This is a genomic window from Domibacillus sp. 8LH (assembly GCF_038806185.1).
In the GTDB taxonomy this organism is placed as follows: domain Bacteria; phylum Bacillota; class Bacilli; order Bacillales; family Domibacillaceae; genus Domibacillus; species Domibacillus indicus_A.
This window is the reverse complement of the sequence record NZ_JAVJNG010000001.1, coordinates 232,082-253,993: the sequence shown is the minus strand read 5'-3', so window position 1 is coordinate 253,993 and position 21,912 is coordinate 232,082. Positions and strand designations below refer to the sequence as shown.

26 protein-coding genes are annotated in these 21,912 nt (G+C 46.4%); 25 read left to right on the top strand and 1 reads right to left on the bottom strand.

Annotated features, from left to right (window positions below):
• Positions 1–41 precede the first annotated feature (41 nt).
• From RG959_RS01295 to RG959_RS01220, 16 genes are all read left to right on the top strand, one after another.
• Complete coding sequence (locus RG959_RS01295; protein ID WP_342795663.1) at positions 42–812, top strand: CheR family methyltransferase; 771 nt, start codon at positions 42–44, stop codon at positions 810–812.
• Between the two features lie 150 nt (positions 813–962).
• Positions 963–2,138, top strand: coding sequence for a chorismate synthase (gene aroC, locus RG959_RS01290; protein ID WP_342795662.1), 1,176 nt, complete (start codon positions 963–965; stop codon positions 2,136–2,138).
• Positions 2,138–3,235 carry a 3-dehydroquinate synthase gene (aroB, locus tag RG959_RS01285; protein ID WP_342795661.1) on the top strand — a complete coding sequence of 366 codons (1,098 nt, stop codon included), beginning with the start codon at positions 2,138–2,140 and terminating at the stop codon, positions 3,233–3,235. The genes aroC and aroB overlap by 1 nt, the downstream gene beginning before the upstream one ends.
• Complete coding sequence (aroH, locus tag RG959_RS01280) at positions 3,229–3,600, top strand: chorismate mutase (protein ID WP_342795660.1); 372 nt, start codon at positions 3,229–3,231, stop codon at positions 3,598–3,600. Before aroB ends, aroH begins: the two co-directional genes overlap by 7 nt.
• A 14-nt stretch (positions 3,601–3,614) precedes the next feature.
• Positions 3,615–4,712 (top strand): histidinol-phosphate transaminase, encoded by a 1,098-nt coding sequence (gene hisC, locus RG959_RS01275; protein ID WP_342795659.1) that lies wholly within the window; start codon positions 3,615–3,617, stop codon positions 4,710–4,712.
• Between the two features lie 14 nt (positions 4,713–4,726).
• On the top strand, positions 4,727–5,830 hold the full coding sequence (locus RG959_RS01270) for a prephenate dehydrogenase (RefSeq protein WP_342795658.1): 1,104 nt from the start codon (positions 4,727–4,729) through the stop codon (positions 5,828–5,830).
• Positions 5,831–5,845: 15 nt separating this feature from the next.
• Positions 5,846–7,138, top strand: a complete 1,293-nt coding sequence (gene aroA, locus RG959_RS01265) for a 3-phosphoshikimate 1-carboxyvinyltransferase (RefSeq protein ID WP_342795657.1) — start codon at positions 5,846–5,848, stop codon at positions 7,136–7,138.
• 143 nt (positions 7,139–7,281) lie between these two features.
• Positions 7,282–8,550, top strand: a complete 1,269-nt coding sequence (locus RG959_RS01260; protein WP_342795656.1) for a tetratricopeptide repeat protein — start codon at positions 7,282–7,284, stop codon at positions 8,548–8,550.
• A 22-nt stretch (positions 8,551–8,572) separates the two neighbouring features.
• Positions 8,573–9,136: a ReoY family proteolytic degradation factor gene (locus tag RG959_RS01255; RefSeq protein WP_251270915.1), complete on the top strand. Its 564-nt coding sequence runs from the start codon at positions 8,573–8,575 to the stop codon at positions 9,134–9,136.
• A 73-nt stretch (positions 9,137–9,209) separates the two neighbouring features.
• Complete coding sequence (locus RG959_RS01250) at positions 9,210–9,662, top strand: YpiF family protein (RefSeq protein ID WP_342795655.1); 453 nt, start codon at positions 9,210–9,212, stop codon at positions 9,660–9,662.
• A gap of 153 nt (positions 9,663–9,815) precedes the next feature.
• On the top strand, positions 9,816–10,319 hold the full coding sequence (locus RG959_RS01245; RefSeq protein WP_342795654.1) for a Rieske (2Fe-2S) protein: 504 nt from the start codon (positions 9,816–9,818) through the stop codon (positions 10,317–10,319).
• Between the two features lie 13 nt (positions 10,320–10,332).
• Positions 10,333–11,007, top strand: a complete 675-nt coding sequence (gene qcrB, locus RG959_RS01240; RefSeq protein WP_046173709.1) for a menaquinol-cytochrome c reductase cytochrome b subunit — start codon at positions 10,333–10,335, stop codon at positions 11,005–11,007.
• A 45-nt stretch (positions 11,008–11,052) separates the two neighbouring features.
• Positions 11,053–11,820: a menaquinol-cytochrome c reductase cytochrome b/c subunit gene (locus RG959_RS01235; protein ID WP_342795653.1), complete on the top strand. Its 768-nt coding sequence runs from the start codon at positions 11,053–11,055 to the stop codon at positions 11,818–11,820.
• A gap of 56 nt (positions 11,821–11,876) precedes the next feature.
• Entirely contained in the window at positions 11,877–12,461 is a 585-nt protein-coding gene (gene lhaT / locus RG959_RS01230) for a lipoprotein heptaprenylglyceryl N-acetyltransferase LhaT (RefSeq protein WP_483298843.1), read from the top strand.
• A gap of 66 nt (positions 12,462–12,527) precedes the next feature.
• A complete protein-coding gene (locus tag RG959_RS01225) occupies positions 12,528–12,734 on the top strand; it encodes a sporulation protein YpjB (RefSeq protein ID WP_342795651.1) in 207 nt (68 codons plus the stop codon).
• A gap of 73 nt (positions 12,735–12,807) precedes the next feature.
• The gene (locus tag RG959_RS01220) at positions 12,808–13,488 is read left to right on the top strand and encodes a zinc metallopeptidase (RefSeq protein ID WP_342795650.1); all 681 of its coding nucleotides are present in this window, start codon (positions 12,808–12,810) and stop codon (positions 13,486–13,488) included.
• Between the two features lie 207 nt (positions 13,489–13,695).
• Here RG959_RS01220 and RG959_RS01215 read toward each other — a convergent pair whose 3' ends face one another.
• Positions 13,696–14,568 (bottom strand): YitT family protein, encoded by an 873-nt coding sequence (locus tag RG959_RS01215; RefSeq protein ID WP_342795649.1) that lies wholly within the window; start codon positions 14,566–14,568, stop codon positions 13,696–13,698.
• A gap of 95 nt (positions 14,569–14,663) precedes the next feature.
• Between RG959_RS01215 and RG959_RS01210 the strand changes: the two genes are divergently transcribed.
• From RG959_RS01210 to panD, 9 genes are all read left to right on the top strand, one after another.
• Complete coding sequence (locus RG959_RS01210; RefSeq protein ID WP_315695401.1) at positions 14,664–14,996, top strand: nucleotide pyrophosphohydrolase; 333 nt, start codon at positions 14,664–14,666, stop codon at positions 14,994–14,996.
• Between the two features lie 2 nt (positions 14,997–14,998).
• Positions 14,999–15,796 (top strand): 4-hydroxy-tetrahydrodipicolinate reductase, encoded by a 798-nt coding sequence (gene dapB, locus RG959_RS01205; RefSeq protein ID WP_342795648.1) that lies wholly within the window; start codon positions 14,999–15,001, stop codon positions 15,794–15,796.
• 12 nt (positions 15,797–15,808) lie between these two features.
• On the top strand, positions 15,809–16,186 hold the full coding sequence (locus tag RG959_RS01200; RefSeq protein WP_342795647.1) for a methylglyoxal synthase: 378 nt from the start codon (positions 15,809–15,811) through the stop codon (positions 16,184–16,186).
• A gap of 16 nt (positions 16,187–16,202) precedes the next feature.
• Positions 16,203–17,345 carry an N-acetyl-alpha-D-glucosaminyl L-malate synthase BshA gene (bshA, locus tag RG959_RS01195; RefSeq protein ID WP_342795646.1) on the top strand — a complete coding sequence of 381 codons (1,143 nt, stop codon included), beginning with the start codon at positions 16,203–16,205 and terminating at the stop codon, positions 17,343–17,345.
• Positions 17,338–18,534, top strand: a complete 1,197-nt coding sequence (locus tag RG959_RS01190) for a CCA tRNA nucleotidyltransferase (RefSeq protein ID WP_342795645.1) — start codon at positions 17,338–17,340, stop codon at positions 18,532–18,534. Before bshA ends, RG959_RS01190 begins: the two co-directional genes overlap by 8 nt.
• On the top strand, positions 18,519–19,493 hold the full coding sequence (locus tag RG959_RS01185) for a biotin--[acetyl-CoA-carboxylase] ligase (protein ID WP_342795644.1): 975 nt from the start codon (positions 18,519–18,521) through the stop codon (positions 19,491–19,493). Before RG959_RS01190 ends, RG959_RS01185 begins: the two co-directional genes overlap by 16 nt.
• A gap of 238 nt (positions 19,494–19,731) precedes the next feature.
• Positions 19,732–20,571 (top strand): 3-methyl-2-oxobutanoate hydroxymethyltransferase, encoded by an 840-nt coding sequence (panB, locus tag RG959_RS01180; RefSeq protein ID WP_342795643.1) that lies wholly within the window; start codon positions 19,732–19,734, stop codon positions 20,569–20,571.
• Positions 20,568–21,440 carry a pantoate--beta-alanine ligase gene (gene panC, locus RG959_RS01175; protein ID WP_342795642.1) on the top strand — a complete coding sequence of 291 codons (873 nt, stop codon included), beginning with the start codon at positions 20,568–20,570 and terminating at the stop codon, positions 21,438–21,440. Before panB ends, panC begins: the two co-directional genes overlap by 4 nt.
• Complete coding sequence (gene panD, locus RG959_RS01170) at positions 21,425–21,808, top strand: aspartate 1-decarboxylase (protein ID WP_242233633.1); 384 nt, start codon at positions 21,425–21,427, stop codon at positions 21,806–21,808. The genes panC and panD overlap by 16 nt, the downstream gene beginning before the upstream one ends.
• Positions 21,809–21,912: the final 104 nt, after the last annotated feature.

Genomic DNA, 21,912 nt, shown 5'->3' with positions numbered 1-21,912 from the left:
ATAAAGAAAAAAGAAGCGAATCGACAGAAAGGAGGAGCACGATGGGGGATTACGAACAGTTTGTCGGCTCGATTAAGCGAAAAACAGGCATTGATCTTGGTTTATATAAAGAAGCACAAATGAAAAGAAGACTGACGTCTTTATACGAAAAAAAGGGGTATCCATCCTTTTCTTCGTTTTTTGACGCATTAAATTCAAATCAAACGATGATGAATGAATTTTTAGACCGGATGACCATCAATGTGTCAGAGTTTTACCGGAATGGTAAGCGATGGGAAGTGTTAGAGAAAAAAATTCTGCCGCGGCTGCTCAAGGAAAACAAGCGGCTGAAAGTATGGAGTGCGGCCTGCTCTACAGGAGAGGAGCCCTATACGCTTTCTATGATTTTGTCTGCTTATATGCCGCTTGCATCCGTGTCTGTTCAGGCGACAGATCTTGACGTAGATGTGATTCAAAAAGCAAAGCTGGGTCTTTATCCGGAAAGGTCGCTCGCTGAACTGCCGGAACCTATGAAGAGGAAGTATTTTCAGCAGGAAGGTGCTTTTTATAAAATTTCTGATGATATTAAACGGACGGTCACGTTTAAAAAACAAAATCTTTTGTCGGATCGATTTGAAAGCAGCTTCGACTTGATAGTCTGCCGGAATGTGATGATTTATTTTACAGAAGAAGCAAAAGACGAGCTGTACCGGAAATTTAATGCAGCACTTCGGCCTGGCGGTGTCCTGTTTGTCGGAAGCACGGAACAAATATTTAATCCGGAGCGGTACGGTTTTCAGGTAGAAGATACCTTTTTTTATAAAAAAGTATAAAGCCGGCATGCCGGCTTTTTTAAATTTGTCTCCATGCAGCGCAGAAATTGTGATAAAATTCTCAAAAACAGCCGTTTCGGCTGTTCCAATGAATTTTAAATATGATATAGTAGTACATAACCGCTTTAACGTATTGAAGGGAGCAGGAGAATGAGATATTTAACAGCTGGAGAATCACATGGACCACAATTAACGACGATTATCGAGGGGCTTCCGGCCGGTATGGAGCTTCTTGCAGAAGACATCAACCATGATTTGCTTCGTCGCCAGAAAGGGCATGGGCGCGGCCGCCGCATGCAGATAGAAAAAGATTTAGTAGCGATGAAATCAGGCGTCCGCCACGGCTATACACTTGGCTCGCCTGTCACGCTGGTTGTGGAAAATGATGATTGGAAGCACTGGACGAAGATCATGGGAATTGAACCACTTGAAAACGAGGAAACAGCGGAGGAGATCAAGCGGAAAATTACACGCCCTCGTCCTGGACATGCAGATTTAAATGGCGGTATCAAATACGGTCATCGGGATATGCGGAATGTGCTGGAACGCTCATCTGCCCGTGAAACAACGGTACGAGTAGCCGCGGGGGCAGCAGCCAAAAAGCTGTTAAAACTACTCGGTGTAGAAATTGCCTCACACGTTGTGGAAATTGGCGGCATTCGTGCTGAAAATGTACAATTTGAAACGATTGCTGAACTGCAGGAGCGCAGTGAAGCATCATCTGTCCGCTGCCTGGATGAAGAAGCAGCAGCAAAAATGATTGAAGCGATTGATAACGCGAAGAAAAACGGTGACTCAATCGGCGGTGTTGTGGAAGTGATTGCAGAAGGAATGCCGATCGGGGTTGGGAGCTATGTTCACTATGACCGCAAGCTTGATGCGAAGGTCGCAGCCGCGATTGTCAGCATTAACGCATTCAAAGGGGTAGAAATTGGCATTGGCTTTGAAGCAGCACGCAAATTCGGCAGCGAAGTGCATGACGAGATTGCCTGGAGTGAGCAGCAGGGCTTTTACCGGAAAACAAACCGTCTGGGCGGCTTTGAAGGCGGTATGACAAACGGGATGCCGGTCGTTGTCCGCGGGGTTATGAAGCCAATTCCAACCCTTTACAAGCCGCTTGAAAGTGTGGATATCGATACAAAAGAGCCATTTACAGCAAGCATTGAGCGTTCAGATGCCTGCGCTGTTCCTGCAGCGGCGGTTGTGGCAGAAGCAGCGGTTGCCTGGGAGCTGGCTAACGCTATTTTAGAACAGTTTAACAGTGATCGGATGGATCATTTAATCCGCCAGGTAAAGGAACATAAAGCGTATACAAGGGAGTTTTAATGATGAACCGTGTACTTGTTGAAACGACTCATAAAACCTACCCAGTCATCATTGGGGAAGGAGCGGTACAGGAAATCAGCCGCGTTATTCTGGATATGCCCAAAACACCAACCCGCATGTTTGTCATTGCCGATGAAGCCGTTTATGCGCTTCACGGCGAGGCACTGCGGGACGCACTGCCATCTTCGCTTGCAACAGACTGGCATTTCGTTCCGGCGGGCGAATCAGCCAAGTCCTTTTATGTTTTTGAACAATGCTTAACGGCTATGCTTGAAGCAGCGCTTGACCGCCGCTCGCTTGTGATCGCATTTGGCGGAGGCGCCTGCGGCGACCTGGCAGGTTTTTGCGCGGCGAGTTATATGCGTGGTATTCCATTTATTCAAGTTCCGACAACGATATTGGCGCATGACAGTGCTGTCGGAGGCAAAACGGCCATCAATCATCCACTCGGCAAAAATATGATTGGCGCGTTTCATCAGCCCGAAGCGGTGGTGTATGACACAGCTTTCTTAAAGTCGCTTTCTGAGAAGGAAACGAGAAGCGGTTTTGCGGAAGTGATCAAGCATGCTCTTATTGCGGATCGGGTACTGCTTGAAAACATTCAGCAGTCGGTGAAAAGCGTGGAAGATATAAAAGGCTCTTTTTTAGAGCATTGTCTGCAAAGAGGAATCGAAATTAAAAGTGCAATCGTAAAAGAAGATGAAAAAGAAACGGGCGTCCGGGCTTTTTTAAACTTTGGCCATACATACGGACATGCGGTAGAGGCGCTGTCCGGCTACGGAAAAACGGCGCACGGTGAGGCGGTTGCCTGCGGCATGATTTTTGCCCTTTATGCTTCACAGTTTAAAAATGACCTTTCCTTCGATACCGGTTCGTTTGCCGCATGGCTGAAGCGAATGGGATATCCGGTAAAAGCCGGTACGGTTTTTTCGTTTGAAGACATTTACGCTGTGATGGCCCGCGACAAAAAAGCATACGGCGGCACGGTCCGTTTTGTTTTGCTGAATGAAGTAGGCAAGCCGTACGTAACAGAAATGACAAAAGAAGAGCTTCAGCATATTGACGAGCATTTTCGAAAGGAGTCCGACACATGGTAAGAGGAATCCGTGGAGCCATTACGGTGTCAGTAAATGACAGCCGTTTAATGGAAGAAGCGACAAAACGTCTCATGGAAGAGATGATTGCACAAAATAACATTGATCCGGAAACCGTCTGCTCGGCGTTTTTATCTGCTACCAATGATTTAGATGCCATGTTTCCAGCCAAGGTACTGCGCGAGCAGAACGGGTGGGAATACGTTCCGGTTATGTGCATGCAGGAGCTGGCGATCAAAGGCGGTTTAGAACGCTGCATTCGAATTATGATGCACGTGAACACAGATGTGGCGCAAAAAGATATTCAGCACGTTTATTTAGAAGGAGCGTCCATCCTGCGTCCGGACTTGCAGCAATCAACAAACTGAAGGAGCGGAAAAAAATGAAATGGAAAAAACAAATACTTACATTAAAAGCATATCAGCCCGGCCGTACAACGGATGAAGTAAAAAAAGCATATGGCCTGCAGGACGTTGTCAAGCTTGCATCCAATGAAAACCCATTTGGCTCATCGGAACGAGTAGCGAAAAGTATCCGTGAATACGCGGAATCATTTGCGATTTATCCGGATGGTTATACAACGAGTCTTCGCAATGAGCTTGCTTCTTTCTTAAACGTAAGCGAAAAACAGCTGATTTTCGGAAATGGCTCGGATGAAATTATTTTAATGCTTTCCCGTGCCATGCTTGAGCCCGGAAAAAACACGGTTATGCCAACTCCTTCATTTCCGCAGTATCGCCATAATGCCATTGTAGAAGGTGCCGAAATACGGGAAGTAGAGCTTGTGAATGGCGCGCACGATTTGGACAAAATGGCTCAAGCTATTGATGAAAATACGGCTATTGTCTGGCTCTGCAGCCCGAACAATCCAACAGGTGTCCATATTACGGATGTACAGCTTCGCGGATTTTTAGACCGGGTATCGGAAGGCGTTTTGGTTGTGCTTGATGAAGCGTACTACGAATATGTAACAGCGTCTGATTACTATGACGCGCTTGAAATTATTAAAGAATATAAAAATGTGATTGTGTTGCGCACGTTTTCTAAAGTATACGGCTTAGCTGCTTTCCGTGTCGGCTATGGAATTGCAGACGAATCGCTTATCGCACAGCTTGATCCCGTTCGTGAACCATTTAATGTGAATTCGGTCGGACAAGTGGCAGCAGCAGCGGCTCTGTCGGATCAATCGTTTATTGAACAGTGCCGTACAGCAAACAAAGAAGGCTTAGAGCAGTTTTATGCGTTCTGCCGTGAAAATAATCTTGCGTTCCATCCATCAGAAGCAAACTTTATTTTGATCGATTTCAACTGTGACAGCAACGAGCTGTTTGAATACTTAATGTCAAAAGGATATATTGTCCGCTCGGGCGCTGCTCTTGGCATTCCGGGAACGGTGCGGGTTACAGTGGGATCAAAAGAACAAAATGAAGGTGTTATCGAGGCAATGAAAAGCTTTTTGGCTGAAACTGTAAAAAGATAGAAGGTGATGCGCCGATGAGAGGAAATATTTTTATTGCCGGTCTTGGCTTAATTGGCGGATCTCTTGCAAAAGCGATAAAAAAAGCCCATGAGCAGGCTCATATTATCGGATTTGATGTTCGAGAGTCCGAACTGGGTCTTGCAGAAGCACTTAACATTATAGATGAAAAGGCTTCTTCGTTTGAAGAAGGAGCCAAACGAGCGGACTTAATTATTTTAGCGGTGCCGGTTTTAAAAACGGAGGAAATGATTGAGATCCTCGCTGGACTCCCGCTAAAAGAAGGCGTGCTGGTAACGGATACAGGCAGCACAAAGAGCCGTATCATGGAGCGGGCCAAGCTTCTTGAAGAAAAAGAAGTTGTGTTTATCGGCGGCCACCCGATGGCAGGTTCTCATAAAAGCGGGGTCGCTGCTTCAAAAGAGCTGTTATTTGAAAATGCCTTTTACCTGCTGACGCCAGGGGGCGCCGCGAAAGAAAAACACGTTGCGATTTTAAGAAAATGGCTGGAAGGCACGCGGGCAAACATTTTAGAAGTAACAGCAGAAGAGCACGATAAAATGACAGGTGTAATCAGCCATTTTCCGCATATTATTGCCGCCTCGCTTGTGCACCAGGCTCAAAAATTCAATGAAGACAATCCGTTGATTGAGCGGCTGGCTGCCGGCGGTTTCCGGGATATTACCCGCATTGCTTCCTCAAACCCGGAAATGTGGAGGGATATTTCACTTCACAATAAAGAAATGCTCATATCGTTATTAACCAACTGGCGTGATGAGATGGATGGGGTTTTATCTCTTTTGGAAACAGAAAATGGAGAAAAGCTCTACCATTATTTTAGCGACGCGAAAAAATTTCGGGATGGCCTTCCGACTGCTTCAAAAGGAGCTATTCCTGCTTTCTATGAAATGTACGTAGATGTGCCGGATTATCCGGGCGTTATCTCTGAATTAACAGGCTATCTGGCGGATGAGCGCATCAGCATCACCAACATTCGAATTGTCGAAACACGTGAAGATGTGTTCGGTGTTTTGGTGATCAGCTTTCAAAGCGAAAGGGACCGCCTTCGCGCCAAGCAGTGCATTGAGCAGAAAACAACATATGATTTATTCTTAGCATAAGAGAGGGTCCAAAACATGAAACTGACGTTTACTAATCCGTCTCTTGGCGGGCGTATAGAAGTGCCGGGTGACAAGTCTATTTCTCACCGTTCCATTATGTTCGGAGCGCTCGCAGAAGGAAGAACAACAGTCCGCCACTTTTTAAAAGGGGAAGATTGCTTAAGCACGATTGACTGCTTCCGCAAGCTTGGCGTACAAATCGATGAAACAGATGATGAAATCATTGTCCACGGAAAAGGATGGGAAGGGCTGCAAGAGCCGTCTGCCATCCTAGATACAGGAAATTCAGGGACAACCACACGGTTAATGCTTGGTATTTTAGCCGGACGCCCATTCCATTCTGTGATGATTGGGGATGAGTCGATCGGCAAACGTCCAATGGACCGGGTAACAGTGCCTCTTGCAAACATGGGTGCGGATATCGCCGGACGCGACAATGGGCGTTTCACGCCGCTTTCCATTCGCGGCCGTAAGTTGAATACAGCCGAGTACCGCCTGCCAGTTGCGAGTGCACAGGTAAAATCAGCCGTTATCTTTGCAGCGCTCCAGGCAGATGGAGAATCGGTTATCATTGAACCGGAAGCAACGCGCGATCATACCGAAAAAATGATCGAGCAGTTTGGCGGCCAGATCCGCCGGGAGGGTGACCGGATTATCGTTCATGGCGGCCAGGCATTCCAAGGAACAGATGTGTATGTACCGGGAGATATTTCATCAGCTGCCTTTTTTATGGTAGCAGCAGCCATTACGCCGAATAGCGAAGTCGTGCTCGAAAATACCGGCTTGAACGAAACAAGAACGGGAATCATTGATGTAATGAAGCAAATGGGTGCAGATATAACGATTGAGAAAACGACGGAATCAGGTGAAGAAATGGGCACCATTACCGTGAGAACATCTCAATTAAAAGGAATCGAAATCGGCGGCTCTATTATTCCGCGGCTGATTGATGAAATTCCGATTATTGCCCTGCTTGCGACGCAGGCGGAAGGCGAAACGGTGATTCGCGATGCGGAAGAATTAAAAGTGAAAGAAACAAACCGTATTGACACCGTTGTAAATGAGCTGAAAAAGCTGGGAGCAGACATTGAAGCAACCGATGATGGAATGATTATTCGCGGAAAGTCTTCGCTTCACGGCGGGTCCGTTTCTTCACACGGAGATCATCGAATCGGTATGGTGATGGCCATCGCCTCTCTGCTGACAGATGGTGCTGTAGAACTTGAGAATCATGAAGCCATTGCCGTTTCATATCCTGAGTTTTTTAATCATTTGAATACACTGGTTAAAGGAGCGTCCTCTTTATGAGGGCGTTTTTCTGTTTTGGAAAGAAGGAATATAGCGGTCAAAGTAGAATACATGAAGTACAAGCCAAAAAGTTGCCCGATTGACCATCTTTGATTAAAATAAGGAATTAAGAAACGAAGACGGAGAAAGAAGAGGCGGTAAACATGAACAATGCGGAAAATATGATCGCACACCTGGAAAAGGGAGATATGGCAGGTGCATCTGCCCTATATGAAAAGGTGCTCGCCTCTAGTGATGCAGAAGAACAATTTATGCTGGGGGAGCAGCTGCTCCAGCTTGGCTTTTTAGATGAAGCAAGGCAGCTGTTTGAAGAGCTGCTGCGTTCTTTTCCGGGAGAAGGAGAGCTATCGCTGCTTTTGGCAGAGACGCTTGTAGAACTTGACCGTGAAGAAGAAGCGATGCTTATTTTAGACGAAATTGATGATAGTGACCCATTTTATACGCGATCACTGCTCGTGCTGGCCGATTTATATCAAATGCAGGGTCTGTATGAAGTCAGCGAGCAAAAGCTCCTGCAGGCACAACAGGCAGAACCGGACGAGCCTGTTATTAAGCTTGCACTTGGGGAGCTGTATTTAGAAGAAGGCAAGTTTTTAGAAGCCATTCGGCAGTACAAAGAACTTGAAGAAGCGGGCGTGGAGGAGATTGCCGGCATTTCGATTCAAAAGCGCCTGGCAGAAGCATACAGTGCCGGCGGTGCTTTTGAAGAAAGCCTGCCTCACTTCGAGCAGGCCCTTGATGATAAAATAGATATTGATACGTTGTTTATGTATGGTTTTACTGCTTTTCAAGCAGGCCAATACAAAACGGCTGCAGCGAAGTTAACAGAAGCAGCAGAGCTTGACCCTGATTATCATTCTGTTTACTTGTACTTAGCACGCGCGCATGAAATGGAAGAAGATTTAGAAGCGGCTCTTGAAGCGGCCCGTTCTGGAATTGCGCGGGATGCGTATCAAAAAGAATTGTTTTTGCTTGCAGGAAAGCTGGCTTTAAAACGGGGCCTTGAAGAAGAAGGGGAGGCTCATCTTCGTGAATCCCTTGCCCTGGACCCAGAATATACAGAGGCTGCCCTGGCACTGAATGCATTGCTGATGAAAAAGGAAGAATACGAAGGAGTGCTTGAAATTGCTTCGGTCTTCCGCGAAGCGGGCAGTGCAGAGCCTTTGCTGCTGTGGGACGCAGCCAGAGCTGCAGAGCGGCTGGAGGAGTACAAAGAAGCGGCAGAACTATATGAATACCTTTATCCAATTTTAAATGAAAATACAGAGTTTCTGGCCGAGTACGGCTATTTCTTGCTTGAGGACGGACATCGCCAGCAGGCGCTTTCTATTTTCCAAAAGTTAATGAAAGAAGAGCCGCTTAATGACGAATGGTCAGAACTTGTAGAACGCTTAAATACAGATACCTATTAAAAAAGGCAGAGGAGTGATGATGATGACTGCTCCGGTTTCCGTTCATGAGAAAAAGGATTTTATCCGCTGGTTTTTAAATCATTATCAGCTAAAGCGCAGAGAATCTGTCTGGATTTTAAACTATTTAATGAGCCATGACCAGCTTATGGAACATGTGCATTTTGTGGATGACGCCCAGTACTGTCCAAGAGGCATGATTATGTCATCTCATTGTGTGGACAGCGCACCGTTTCGCTTTTTTAAAGACAACATTATGACAACAGATGCAGAAAAGTCTTTTCATGATATTCGTTTAAATAAAGATGAAGATATCTTTATCGAATTAAAATTCAAAGACGCCCACTTGTCGCATCAATATGCGGCTGTACGGGTCGAAAATCCGTTTATGCCAAAACGGGTTCGGCTGACGGAAAAAGAAAAAGAGCTTGCCGAGCAATTTTTAAAATGGAGCGTGTACGATTTTCAGCGCGACCGCTTAAAAGAACAGATTGATGAGGCGCTCGACCGTGGAGACAAAGAAACCTTTTTCCGGCTGACCGACCAGCTCAATGAATTATTGGAACATACAAACGCATCCGACTGCTGACCGGATGCGTTTTTTCATAGCCTTGTATTTACAACCGGAAGAAAAGCGCTATATGATAAAAGAGGGTGATAAAATGAATTGGAATGGGAAAGATGCTGCACTCGTTGAGCAGCAAAAAAACTATATTGATACGGTTCTTATACCGCTTGTTCCGCTGGATTTTGGAACAGAGTTCAGGCAGTCAGCTGAGCAATATGAATTTATTGGACTTCTGGCTGATTTTCTTGAACGTCAGTTTAAAGGAAGGATCGTTGTAACACCGCCGTACGCTTATGTACCGGAAATGGCAGGTAACGCTGCTCTTTGGTCAGAAAGAGCACGCTCAGCAGCGTTTAAGCACGTTTTTTTTCTAACAGCAGATTCCATGTGGCGTACGAGGGAAAATGAACTGGGCGGCTCAGTCATTTTGGTTCCGTCTGTTCCCCTTGGTGACATGGAGGAGTCAGTTAAGCACTCGCTCATCTCCCACCAGGCAAAACAGCTTATTCAGACGGTTGTAGAGAAATGGCAGGATAATATTGAATAATTCAGAAAAATTTCACAATAAAAAAGCGTTTTCATCCCGAGGTTATTGACCTGCTATCCGGTATAGATTATCATAATAATGTCCTAGTTTATATTTATGTTCATATATTAGTCGACAACGGGCGACGCAAAGTGTATAAGGGGGAGGGAAAGTATGGGGAAACAACCTGTATCAAGACGTCAGTTTCTGAATTACACTCTCACTGGTGTAGGCGGTTTCATGGCGGCAGGTATGCTCATGCCGATGGTTCGTTTTGCGGTTGATCCGGTGCTTAAAGGGGAAGCGGCCGGCGATTTTCATCCTACACAACAAAGGGTAGCTGATTTAACAGATGTACCGGTACGCGTTGACTTTTCTTATGAGCAGACTGACGCATGGTATACATCGGAAGTCACAAGTACGGCCTGGGTTTACAAAAACGATAAAAACGAGGTGGTTGCATTGTCTCCAATATGCAAGCATCTTGGCTGCACGGTAAGCTGGGAAGGAAGCGGTCACAAAGACAAGTTTTTCTGTCCTTGCCATAACGGCATGTATGAAAAAAACGGAAAAAATGTCCCGAATACACCGCCGTTGAGACCGCTTGATGTCTATCCGACTGCGGAAAAAGACGGGCTCCTTCAGCTTGGCAAACCACAGGCAAACAATATCGTGTAGGGAGGCGTACAATATGCTCAATAAAATTTATGACTGGGTGGATGAACGTCTTGATATTACGCCGATGTGGCGCGATATTGCAGACCATGAAGTACCTGAGCACGTGAATCCGGCTCATCACTTCTCGGCATTTGTTTACTGCTTTGGCGGCTTGACGTTTTTTGTTACCGTCATTCAAATTCTGTCCGGAATGTTTTTAACCATGTACTATGTGCCGGATATTAAAAATGCATGGGAATCGGTTTACTATCTTCAAAATGAAGTCGCTTTTGGCGTAATTGTACGCGGTATGCATCACTGGGGTGCAAGTCTTGTTATTGTCATGATGTTTTTACATACACTGCGTGTTTTCTTCCAGGGAGCTTACAAAAAACCGCGTGAGTTAAACTGGATTGTCGGTGTTTTAATTTTCTTTGTGATGCTGGGTCTCGGTTTTACCGGATATTTGTTGCCTTGGGATATGAAAGCACTTTTTGCTACCAAGGTAGGCATTGAAATTGCCGCTTCCACGCCGCTGATCGGCCATGAATTAAAAGTGCTGCTTGCCGGACACCCCGATATTGTCGGTGCACAAACACTCACACGCTTTTTTGCTATTCATGTCTTTTTCCTGCCGGCTGCTTTGCTTGGCTTAATGGGTGCCCACTTTATCATGATCCGTAAGCAGGGGATTTCCGGTCCATTATAAAATCGGCCTTGCCCATTTCAGTCCAATTCAAAGGAGGGGAACGCAATGCATCGTGGAAAAGGAATGAAGTTTGTCGGAGACTCGCGGGTTCCTGCTGAACGAAAACCGAATATTCCGAAAGATTATTCAGAATATCCAGGCAAAACCGAGGCTTTCTGGCCGAACTTCCTTTTGAAAGAGTGGATGGTCGGTTCGGTGTTTTTAATAGGCTATTTATGCTTGACCATCGCTCACCCATCACCGCTTGAGCGTGTTGCAGATCCGACAGATACCGGCTACCTGCCGCTGCCAGACTGGTACTTCTTATTTTTATACCAGCTTTTAAAATACTCATATGCATCCGGACCTTATAACGTTATTGGTGCTTTTGTTATTCCGGGTCTTGCTTTTGGCGGGCTTATGCTGGCACCGTTTATTGATCGTGGTCCAAAGCGCCGCCCCATTGATCGCCCGTTTGCAACCGGCTTTATGCTTCTCTCTCTCGCTGCGGTCATTTTTCTAACCTGGGAAGCTGTAAATGCAGTAGACTGGAAAGCAAGAGAAGCGCAGGGGGCAATTGTAGAAGAAGCCGCTATCGACACAAACTCTGATGGGTTTAAAATTTATCAGGAAAATGGCTGTATCAACTGTCACGGTGATACATTGTCAGGAGGATCGGCGGCACCGTCTCTTGTCGGCACCGGGCTGACACCGGAAGAAGTCGCCGATATCGCGAAAAATGGGAAAGGTTCCATGCCGCCGGGAATGTATAAAGGAAATGAAGAAGACTTAAAGAAGCTGTCTGAATTTATTTCTACACTAGAAGCAAAATAAAACCAAATGAACGGGACTGTCCGGCTCGATGGGCAGTCCTTTTTTTCCATGGAGGCATATATATGCTGTTTTTTCTTTTATCAAACCGCCCATTTATGTGGGTGCTTTTTATCATTAATTTACTTGGAACGATTTATGGATACATATGGTACATGCCTCAGTTAGAGCAGACAGATCCTGTTTTTCTTCCGTTCGTGCCTGACAGTCCGACCGCGAGCTTGTTTTTTACAATCGCCTTATTCGGCCTTTTGATTGGCCGGAACTGGGGGCTTATGCAGGCGCTCGCTGTTATGACCTTATTTAAATACGGAATATGGGCCGTTGTGATGAATGGGCTGACGCTTTTTGTTACAGGAGATCTCTCCTGGCTTGGCTGGATGCTGGTCGCCTCACATTTGGGCATGGCTGTCCAGGGGCTGCTGTATGCACCATTTTTTCGGGTCCAGCCGATTCACCTGATTGCGGCTACGGTCTGGACTGTTCATAACGAAATGATTGATTATGTTTTTATGCAGTATCCTGTGTATTCACAGCTTGATTTATACATTCAAGAAATTGGTTATTTTACATTTTGGCTCAGTCTGCTCTCTATTTTCATCACATGGTGGGTGTGTGTACGTTCAAAGCGATTAATGTGGTGAGAAACGGCATCATTCCTTCATCTCCGCGCATATACTGAAAAAAGCAGATGGGCGGGGGGATGGAGAATGGACAAAGTTATCGCATTTATCTGGAGTTTCCTTCTCATATTTGTACCAGTCAGCGGAGCAGAAGAAATGAATCCTGAGAAAAAAGAAGACCTGATTCACGTTACTGCGCTCACGGGCGGGGTTATCATGGCAGCGCTCATATACACAGGCAGAAAAAAGTACAAAGGTATGAACGAAGAACGGAAAAACAAGCATAATCTTTGACGCCCGGGGGTATAAATCGTTAAAATAAAGATAAGACAAAATACGACAACATAACGGAGGTAGAGGGAGTTAGATGATTTGGATCATTTATTTTATCCTGTTGATTTTGCTGCCGCTTTGGGCGCAATTTAAGGTGAAAAGCACGTATAATAAGTATTCAAAAGTAGCCGTTTCAACGGGAATTACTGGTGCAGAAGCAGCACGCCGCATTTTGGACGATAATGGTCTGCAGCATGTAAAAGTAGTGGAATCACGCGGGTTTTTAAGTGACCATTACAATCCGATTACAAAAACAGTGAACCTGTCACCGAATAACTTTCACGGTCATTCCATTGCTGGAGCGGCTGTCGCGGCTCATGAGGTGGGACACGCTATTCAGGACAAAGTCGGCTATGCGTTTCTTCGCTTCCGCCACGCTCTTGTTCCAGTTGCGAATTTCAGCTCAAATATGTCATGGATTTTCATTATGATTGGCATTTTTGCCAGCGCTACGAATATGCTCCTGCTCGGGATTATTTTAATGGCTGCTGGTGTTCTATTTCAAGTTATCACACTGCCGGTAGAGTTTAATGCATCAAACCGGGCCATGGACCAAATTGTTGCTTCCGGCATTATCCGCAACAATGAGGAACGCCAGGCGCGCAAAGTGTTAAATGCGGCTGCCATGACTTATGTAGCAGCGGCTGCTGTAGCCGTTCTAGAGCTGCTTCGCCTCGTACTAATGTACACGGGAATGGCTCAAAACGACGATTAATCAAAAAGCACCGGGAATATCCCGGTGCTTTGAGAGTGTAGACAAAGTAAGAAAGCAGGCTGATTGAAAACGTCTGACTTTCTAGGAACGCCACCGGCTGGGAAGCGGAGTGACCTTTTTGGGGTCATGAGCATTCACAGCTGGCAAGTGACGTCGAAAGCGGGCGTTTGCCAACAGCCTGAAGCACCGGGAATTTCCCGGTGCTTTTTAACGTTCAATCGGCTGTTTGTTTTCATCAAGAGTAAAGCCTTCTCCAAATACATCATGCACAACTGTCACCGAAACAAATGCGTGTGGATCCACCGCATGAATAATATTCTTCAGCCGGACGATCTCATTTCGGCCTACCACGCAGTATAAAACATCGCGTTCCTGTTTTGTGAAAGAGCCATATCCTTTTAAAACCGTCACTCCGCGCTCCATTCGTTTGTTAATTTCGTCCGCAATTTCCTCATGAGCAGAAGAGATAATCATCGCGCCGCGCGCCGCGTATGCTCCTTCCTGCATAAAGTCAATGACACGTGCTGCGACAAAAACGGCAACGAGCGTGTACATCGCTTCCCGGTAATTGATGTATGTTAAAAAAGAAGCCGTGATCACGACCGCATCAAATAAAAACATGGTTTTGCCCATGCTTACCTGCCAATATTTATGTACAAGCCGCGCAATAATATCGACGCCTCCTGTTGTGCCTCCGTACCGAAACGTAATCCCAAGGCCCACGCCGATAAAAACCCCTGCAAACAGTGCGGCAAGAAACAGGTCATCCCGAAGTGGAATGTGAAATTGCCAGTTTTGAAATATCCATAAAAAGAAGGAAACGCTGAAGGTGCCAATCAGCGTATAATAAAAAGAGACACGGCCGAGCAGTTTCCACCCAATCAAAAAAATGGGGATGTTAAGAAGTAAGTTCGAGTAGGAAGGATCAATTTCAAATAAATTGTATAATAGCAGGGTAATGCCCGTAAAACCGCCCTCCGCTAAATTGTTCTGCATGTTAAAATGGACAAGCCCAAATGAAAAAATAGCTGAGCCAACCAAAATAAAAAATACATTTTTTAATTTAATGCCGCGTTTCATATACGTTCTCCTTTTTATTGGGATGAATAATAAGAAAAAATTGCACCTCCTCTATATAATATGTAACATATAAAAGAAAGAAAGTGGTGAAAAAAATGGATAAATCGATGCGTGATATGCAAAAAGAAGTAGACGGCTATATCGGCCAGTTTAAAGAGGGCTACTTCAGTCCGCTTGCCATGATGGCCCGCCTGACAGAAGAAATGGGCGAACTGGCCCGGGAAGTCAACCATTATTACGGAGAGAAACCAAAGAAAACATCCGAAGAAGAGAAAACGATCGAGGAAGAACTCGGGGATGTTTTGTTTGTAGCCATTTGTCTGGCAAATTCGCTCGAGATTGATTTGCAGACCGCACACGACCGGGTCATGCACAAATTCCAGACAAGAGACAAAGACCGCTGGACCAAAATTGAGGAGGAAAAGTAAAAATGAGCAGTATTCGTGTTATTATCGCGGGCCCGCGCGGCCGCATGGGAATGGAAGCAGTTAAAATGGTGATGAATACACCAGAATTTGAATTGGTGGCAGCCCTGGACCGAAAACATGCCGGGGAAACACTGGAGGATATCGGGTTTTCCGGCTCGAAAGCACCGATTTATACAGACGCAAAAGACTGCTTCTCAGAGAATCAAGCCGATGTATTGATTGATTTAACAACACCTGAATTCGGCTATGTACATACAAAAACAGCACTTGAGCACGGTATTCGTCCAGTGGTAGGGACAACGGGCTTTACCGATGAACAGCTGGAGGAACTAAAAGAGCTTTCTGCCTCAAAAGAGCTTGGATGCATTATTGCCCCTAACTTTGCCATTGGCGCCGTTCTGATGATGAAGTTTTCCCAGATGGCAGCGAAGTACTTTAGCGACGTAGAAATCATCGAGCTTCACCACGATAAAAAGCTTGATGCACCGTCTGGTACTGCCGTGAAAACAGCGCACATGATCAGCGAAGTGCGTGAACCGAAACGCCAGGGACATCCAGAAGAAAAAGAAACAATTCCAGGCGCACGCGGTGCCGAAATGGACGGCATGCATATTCATAGTGTCCGCCTGCCGGGCTTAATTGCACATCAGCAGGTGCTGTTTGGTGCGGATGGCGAGTCCTTAACAATCCGTCATGACTCTTACAACCGGGCATCCTTTATGTCTGGCGTAAAAGTATGCGTGGAAACGGTCATGAAAACAAAAACATTGGTGTATGGTCTCGAAAATATCTTGGATTAATGGGGGATTCTAATGAATATTGCACTGATTGCACATGATAAGAAAAAAGACGACTTGATCGAATTTGTAGACCTTCATAAAGAAGTGTTTAGTGCCCACACGCTTTTTGCAACGGGCACTACCGGCACGCGGGTAATGGAAAAAACAGGACTTGATGTGCATCGGTTTCAATCCGGGCCGCTTGGAGGAGACCAGGAAATCGGCGCCCGTATCGCACGGGGAGAAATGGATTTTGTTTTTTTCTTCCGGGATCCGCTTACGGCGCAGCCGCATGAGCCGGACGTGACCGCGCTTGTCCGTCTTTGTGATGTATATTCTGTTCCGCTTGCAACAAACCTTGGAACAGCACGCGTATTGATTGATGGTATTATTGAAGAACAGAGTGAATGATCGGCAGGAGAAAAATATGGGATTAAACATTGGTATTACATGCTATCCATCTGTGGGCGGGTCAGGCGTCGTGGCAACGGAGCTTGGCAAGCTTCTGGCTGAGCAGGGGCATACCATTCATTTTATTACATCGGCTGTTCCGTTTCGGCTTAATCGGGTATACCCAAATATCTTTTTTCATCAAGTGGAAGTCAATCAATATTCGGTTTTTCAGTACCCGCCTTATGATATTGCCCTCGCAAGCAAAATGGCTGAGGTGATTGAGCGTGAAAAGCTTGATATTTTACACGTTCATTATGCAATCCCGCACGCAGTTTGCGCTATTCTAGGCAAGCAGATGGCCAAGTCGAACGTAAAAATCGTGACCACGCTGCATGGAACGGATATTACGGTGCTTGGCACAGATTCGGCACTGGCACCAGCCATTAAATTCGGTATTGAACAATCGGATGCGGTCACAGCTGTTTCTCACTCGCTTGTAAAGCAGACAAAAGAGATGATCGCGCCGGATAAGCATATTGAAACCGTGTACAACTTTATTGATGAGCGTGTATACCGCCCCGTTGAGACGGCCCGCCATTTAAGGAAAGAGTTTGGCATCAAAGATGAGGAAAAAGTGGTGATTCATGTATCGAATTTCCGCGCCGTCAAACGAGTCACAGATGTAATAAAAGTATTTGCCAACATTGCTGAGCAAATGCCCGCAAAGCTTCTCCTTGTTGGAGATGGGCCGGAGATGACAGTTGTCTGCCGGCTGGCCGAATCACTTGGACTTGAAGGACAAGTGCTTTATCTTGGAAAGCAAAACAATTTAGCGGAATTATACACGATCAGCGATGTAAAGCTTCTTCTGTCAGAAAAAGAAAGCTTTGGACTCGTCGCTCTTGAGGCGATGGCATGCGGCGTGCCGTGTATTGGAACTAATGCAGGCGGCATTCCGGAAGTGATAGAGGACGGTGAAAACGGATTTGTCCGCCCCATTGGTGACATCGAAGCGATCAGCGGGGCAGCGATCGAATTGCTGACAAATGAAGCCTTATATGAACGGATGAAGCAGCGGTCAATGAAAACCGTTCAGGAGCAGTTTCATTCATCTGATATTGTAAAGCAATATGAACGTATTTATTACAGCTTGCTGGAGGAAGCCATTTATGATTGACCATCCTTTTTTTCGCCAGGCGCTGCCGGTTATTGCACGCCTGGAAGAAGCGGGCTTCGAAGCATTTTTTGTCGGCGGAGCGGTCCGGGACCTTTTTCTGGGCCGTCCTGTTCATGATGTGGATATTGCCACATCAGCAGTGCCGACTGAAGTAAAAGCAGTGTTTAGGAATACGGTTGACGTCGGTATTGATCATGGGACAATCCTCGTTTTGCATAACGGTATTGGATTCGAAGTGACCACATTTCGGACCGAATCCGACTATACTGATTTCAGGCGGCCAGACGAGGTTCGGTTTGTCCGCTCTCTGTATGAAGATTTAAAGCGCCGTGATTTTACGATGAATGCAATGGCGATGAATAAAAATGGCGAATGGATTGACCCCTTTGGCGGAAAAGAAGATATCCAAACGAGAAAAATCCGGACTGTAGGCCGTGCAGGCGAACGTTTTTCAGAGGATGCCCTCCGAATGATGCGTGCTGCCCGGTTCGTAAGTCAGTTGTCTTTTCATTTGGATGACGATACGAAGGAAGCGATGACCGAGCATGCGCCGCTGCTCGGTCACATCGCCGTTGAGCGGAAGCTGAACGAAATGGACAAACTGTTTAGCGGGTGCAATAAGCGCCAGGCGGTGGCTGTATTAATTGAAACAGGACTTTATCAATTTCTGCCGGGGCTGGATGGACAAAACGCCGCGCTTACCCGATTGGCAGGTATTCCGATTGAAGGGCTGACAGCAGATCAGGTTTGGACAGCGGCAGCTTACTTGTGTGCAGAGGAAGATCCGGTCCCATTTTTAACACAATGGCGGCTTCCGCAAAAAAGAATTAAAAGCATCGGCCGAAGTGTTCGAACGTTAATTCAGTTTTTAGCGAAAGGCGTTACCGATTGGCAGCTTTTTCAAGGCGGACTCCAGTCATCTGTTGACGCAGCGGCTGTAGGGTACGCACTGACCGGAGGAAAAGAGCTGGATGCCGGCAGTGCAGCCAGCCGTTTTGAATCGCTTCCGATAAAAAGCCGTCACGATCTCGCTATTACAGGAAATGATTTGATCCAATGGACGTCCAAGCCAAGGGGTCCATGGATAAAAGAAGTGCTTGAACGAACGGAGCGGGCTGTTATTGCACGCGACGTTCCAAACGAGCGAACGGAAATTGAAAGGTGGCTGCATGCATGCAATCTTCTGTAAAGCATAAGCTGCTCGAGGTGTTTTCAAAAGCAGACGGTGAGTTTGTATCCGGCCAGGCATTGGCAGATCACATTGGCTGTTCGCGAACCGCTGTCTGGAAGCATATTGAATCACTGCGGCAGGAAGGCTTTGAGCTTGAAGCAGTACGAAACAAGGGCTACCGTATTACAGGGAAGCCTGATAAAGTAAGCGAAAATGAATTGTTAATCGGTCTTCAAACGGACCAGCTCGGTAAACAAATTGTTTTTAAAGAAACAGTAGAATCTACACAGAAAGAAGCGCATAAAATCGCGGAAGAATCAGAGGAAGGAACGCTGATCATTGCGGAAGAGCAAACAGCAGGGCGCGGCCGCATGACCAGAGCGTGGCACTCTCCTAAAGGTACAGGAATTTGGATGAGTCTTATTTTAAAGCCAACCCTTCCGCCTGTGAAAGCGCCGCAGTTTACGTTGATTGCGGCTGTGGCCGTTGCAGAAGCTATTCAAGATGTAACGGGGCTCACGCCAGAAATCAAGTGGCCCAATGATCTTTTGATGAACGGGAAAAAAATAACCGGTATTTTAACAGAACTTCAAGCGGATGCTGACCGTATCCGTTCCATTATTATTGGGATTGGTATGAATGTAAACCAGCAGGCATTTCCGGCTGAGCTTGAAGACATTGCTACTTCACTCGCCATTGAAAAAGGAGAAACCATCTCCCGCGCTAAGCTTGTACAGGCTATACTTAAAAATATGGAAATCTACTATAAAGAGTATGTGGAAAACGGATTTGCATCGATCAAAGAAAAATGGGAATCGTTTGCCGTTTCGATTGGCCGTCATATTACGGCCCGAACCGTGAATGGCTCGATTCGAGGGAAGGCAATTGGGATTACAGAAGAAGGCGTATTAAAGCTGCAGGATGAAGAAGGCATCATTCACTCGATCTACTCAGCGGACATTGAAATTGAACGGTAGTCAAATGAGGGGATGCCTGTTATAATAATCGTGAACAAGGGCGGTATCATGCTTGAACTGCACCGCGTTCCGAAAGTGAAACGTATTTTATAACAAGACAAACACTGCCTTGATCCGAATGGACAGGGACAGAGGGTCGAAACATTATTCCGTTTACAGCGGGGTCCTTCTGCTTCTTTCCAGCAAAAGGACCCTTTTTTTATTGTTTCGTCTCCTCTGATCAAAAGGAGGAAACAGCGTGAAGCGAACAGCAGATTTTATTAAGATGAAAGCCGGTCAGGAAAAAATCGCGATGATTACAGCGTATGACTACCCGTCAGCCAAGCAGGCGGAAGCAGGCGGTTCAGACATTATTTTAGTCGGTGATTCTCTCGGCATGACCGTGCTTGGGTATGAATCCACGGTTTACGTGACAACTGAAGACATGGTTCATCATACAAAAGCTGTTAAGCGGGGCGCCCGCAATACATTTGTCGTAACAGATATGCCGTTTATGACTTACCACGTAAACAAAGAACAAACGTTAAATACAGCCCGTGCCATCATGCAGGACGGAGGTGCCGACGCCGTTAAACTTGAAGGGGCCGGCGAAGTTGTGGGGCGCGTCCGTGAATTAACGGCAGCCGGGGTGCCGGTATGCGCACATCTGGGGCTTACGCCGCAGTCCGTCGGTGTGCTCGGCGGCTATAAGGTCCAGGGCAAAACAGCTGAAGCCGCGCAGCAGCTGTTAGCCGATGCAAAAGCGATGGAGCAGGCCGGAGCGTTTATGCTGGTGCTTGAATGTGTACCGCACCAGGTGGCGCAGTCGGTTGCACAAGCGCTTCACATTCCGGTTATTGGCATTGGAGCGGGTGTGGAAACAGACGGGCAAGTGCTTGTGTATCATGACATCACACGTTACGGAGTGGACCGGACAGCTAAATTTGTGAAAAGTTATGCGGATTTTGACCAAGCTGGCATACAAGCTGTTTCTTCTTACGTAGCAGATGTGAAATCAGGTGCATTTCCAGCCAAAGAGCATACCTTTACGATGAAGGAAGAAGAGCTGGATCGTTTGTACGGAGGCGTCCATTCATGAAAATTGTTCGTACGATCTCCGGTTTAAAGAAAGAAATACGGGCGGCTCAATCGGCCGGACAGTCCATTGGTTTTGTGCCTACGATGGGTTTTTTGCATGAAGGCCACCTGACGCTTGCCCGACAGGCACGCACCCAAAATGACGTTGTGGTGATGTCTATTTTTGTCAACCCGCTTCAATTTGGGCCAAATGAAGATTTTGAGCGGTATCCCCGTGATGAAGAACGGGATAAACTGCTTGCAGGGGAAGCGGGCGTGGACCTTTTGTTTCTGCCGTCAGTAGAAGAAATGTATCCGGAAGAGCCGGCTGTGACACTGACCGTTCATAAACGGACGAATGCGCTGTGCGGTCTTTCACGAGAAGGCCATTTTGACGGAGTGGCAACGGTAGTCATGAAGCTGTTCCATTTAACCGAAGCAGACCGTGCTTATTTTGGGAAAAAAGATGCCCAGCAGCTTGCTGTAATTCATGGCTTAGTGGATGCGCTGAACGTACCAATCGAAATTATTGGTGTGGATACTGTGAGAGAGCCGGACGGCCTCGCAAAAAGTTCACGGAATGTATACCTGCTTCCGGAAGAACGGGAAAAAGCGCCAGCCATCTATAAAGCGCTTCAGCTGATCAAGCAGTCCGTTGAAGCAGGAGAAACCGATGTCGCTTCCTTAAAGCAAAAAGCGCGTTACGTATTGGAAGAAGAGGCAGGAGCAGTGATCGACTACCTTGAGATTTTATCTTATCCTGCCCTTGAGCCGATTGAGAAGGTCAACGAAACAATCATTGCGGCCGCAGCTGTGCAGTACAAGCAGGCGCGTTTAATTGATAATGTGATTTTACCAGTGAAAGGAAGTGCGCCATGTACCGCACAATGATGAACGGAAAAATCCACCGTGCAACGGTGACCGAGGCCAATTTAAACTATGTCGGCAGTATTACGATCGATGAGGATCTGCTTGATGCAGCAGGCATGCTGCCGAATGAGAAAGTGCAGATTGTCAACAACAATAACGGTGCACGTCTGGAAACATATATTATTCCGGGTGAGCGCGGCAGCGGCGTCGTTTGTTTAAACGGTGCAGCGGCACGTCTTGTTCAGCCCGGTGATACCGTTATTATTATTTCTTATGTGCTAGTAGCGGAAGAAAAAGTAAAAGAGCACAAACCAAAAGTGCTGATTATGGACGCTGATAACCGGATTGCCGACATGCTTCATCAAGAACCAGCTTCCACCATTATGTAAGGATATTGACCGCTGGTTATCCAGTGGTCTTTTTTTCTTTTCTCAAATTTGGCAACGGTGCTTTTGTCCTGCCAGCTTCCGTTGTTTCGGAGAAAAGCCGCCTG

Excerpts from the sequence above, each read along its gene's own strand:
- RG959_RS01295 (WP_342795663.1), top strand. The coding sequence starts at position 42 with ATGGGGGATTACGAACAGTTTGTCGGCTCGATTAAGCGAAAAACAGGC.
- aroC (WP_342795662.1), top strand. The coding sequence starts at position 963 with ATGAGATATTTAACAGCTGGAGAATCACATGGACCACAATTAACGACG.
- aroB (WP_342795661.1), top strand. The coding sequence starts at position 2,138 with ATGATGAACCGTGTACTTGTTGAAACGACTCATAAAACCTACCCAGTC.
- aroH (WP_342795660.1), top strand. The coding sequence starts at position 3,229 with ATGGTAAGAGGAATCCGTGGAGCCATTACGGTGTCAGTAAATGACAGC.
- hisC (WP_342795659.1), top strand. The coding sequence starts at position 3,615 with ATGAAATGGAAAAAACAAATACTTACATTAAAAGCATATCAGCCCGGC.
- RG959_RS01270 (WP_342795658.1), top strand. The coding sequence starts at position 4,727 with ATGAGAGGAAATATTTTTATTGCCGGTCTTGGCTTAATTGGCGGATCT.
- aroA (WP_342795657.1), top strand. The coding sequence starts at position 5,846 with ATGAAACTGACGTTTACTAATCCGTCTCTTGGCGGGCGTATAGAAGTG.
- RG959_RS01260 (WP_342795656.1), top strand. The coding sequence starts at position 7,282 with ATGAACAATGCGGAAAATATGATCGCACACCTGGAAAAGGGAGATATG.
- RG959_RS01255 (WP_251270915.1), top strand. The coding sequence starts at position 8,573 with ATGACTGCTCCGGTTTCCGTTCATGAGAAAAAGGATTTTATCCGCTGG.
- RG959_RS01250 (WP_342795655.1), top strand. The coding sequence starts at position 9,210 with ATGAATTGGAATGGGAAAGATGCTGCACTCGTTGAGCAGCAAAAAAAC.
- RG959_RS01245 (WP_342795654.1), top strand. The coding sequence starts at position 9,816 with ATGGGGAAACAACCTGTATCAAGACGTCAGTTTCTGAATTACACTCTC.
- qcrB (WP_046173709.1), top strand. The coding sequence starts at position 10,333 with ATGCTCAATAAAATTTATGACTGGGTGGATGAACGTCTTGATATTACG.
- RG959_RS01235 (WP_342795653.1), top strand. The coding sequence starts at position 11,053 with ATGCATCGTGGAAAAGGAATGAAGTTTGTCGGAGACTCGCGGGTTCCT.
- RG959_RS01225 (WP_342795651.1), top strand. The coding sequence starts at position 12,528 with ATGGACAAAGTTATCGCATTTATCTGGAGTTTCCTTCTCATATTTGTA.
- RG959_RS01220 (WP_342795650.1), top strand. The coding sequence starts at position 12,808 with ATGATTTGGATCATTTATTTTATCCTGTTGATTTTGCTGCCGCTTTGG.
- RG959_RS01215 (WP_342795649.1), bottom strand. The coding sequence starts at position 14,568 with ATGAAACGCGGCATTAAATTAAAAAATGTATTTTTTATTTTGGTTGGC.
- RG959_RS01210 (WP_315695401.1), top strand. The coding sequence starts at position 14,664 with ATGGATAAATCGATGCGTGATATGCAAAAAGAAGTAGACGGCTATATC.
- dapB (WP_342795648.1), top strand. The coding sequence starts at position 14,999 with ATGAGCAGTATTCGTGTTATTATCGCGGGCCCGCGCGGCCGCATGGGA.
- RG959_RS01200 (WP_342795647.1), top strand. The coding sequence starts at position 15,809 with ATGAATATTGCACTGATTGCACATGATAAGAAAAAAGACGACTTGATC.
- bshA (WP_342795646.1), top strand. The coding sequence starts at position 16,203 with ATGGGATTAAACATTGGTATTACATGCTATCCATCTGTGGGCGGGTCA.
- RG959_RS01190 (WP_342795645.1), top strand. The coding sequence starts at position 17,338 with ATGATTGACCATCCTTTTTTTCGCCAGGCGCTGCCGGTTATTGCACGC.
- RG959_RS01185 (WP_342795644.1), top strand. The coding sequence starts at position 18,519 with ATGCAATCTTCTGTAAAGCATAAGCTGCTCGAGGTGTTTTCAAAAGCA.
- panC (WP_342795642.1), top strand. The coding sequence starts at position 20,568 with ATGAAAATTGTTCGTACGATCTCCGGTTTAAAGAAAGAAATACGGGCG.
- panD (WP_242233633.1), top strand. The coding sequence starts at position 21,425 with ATGTACCGCACAATGATGAACGGAAAAATCCACCGTGCAACGGTGACC.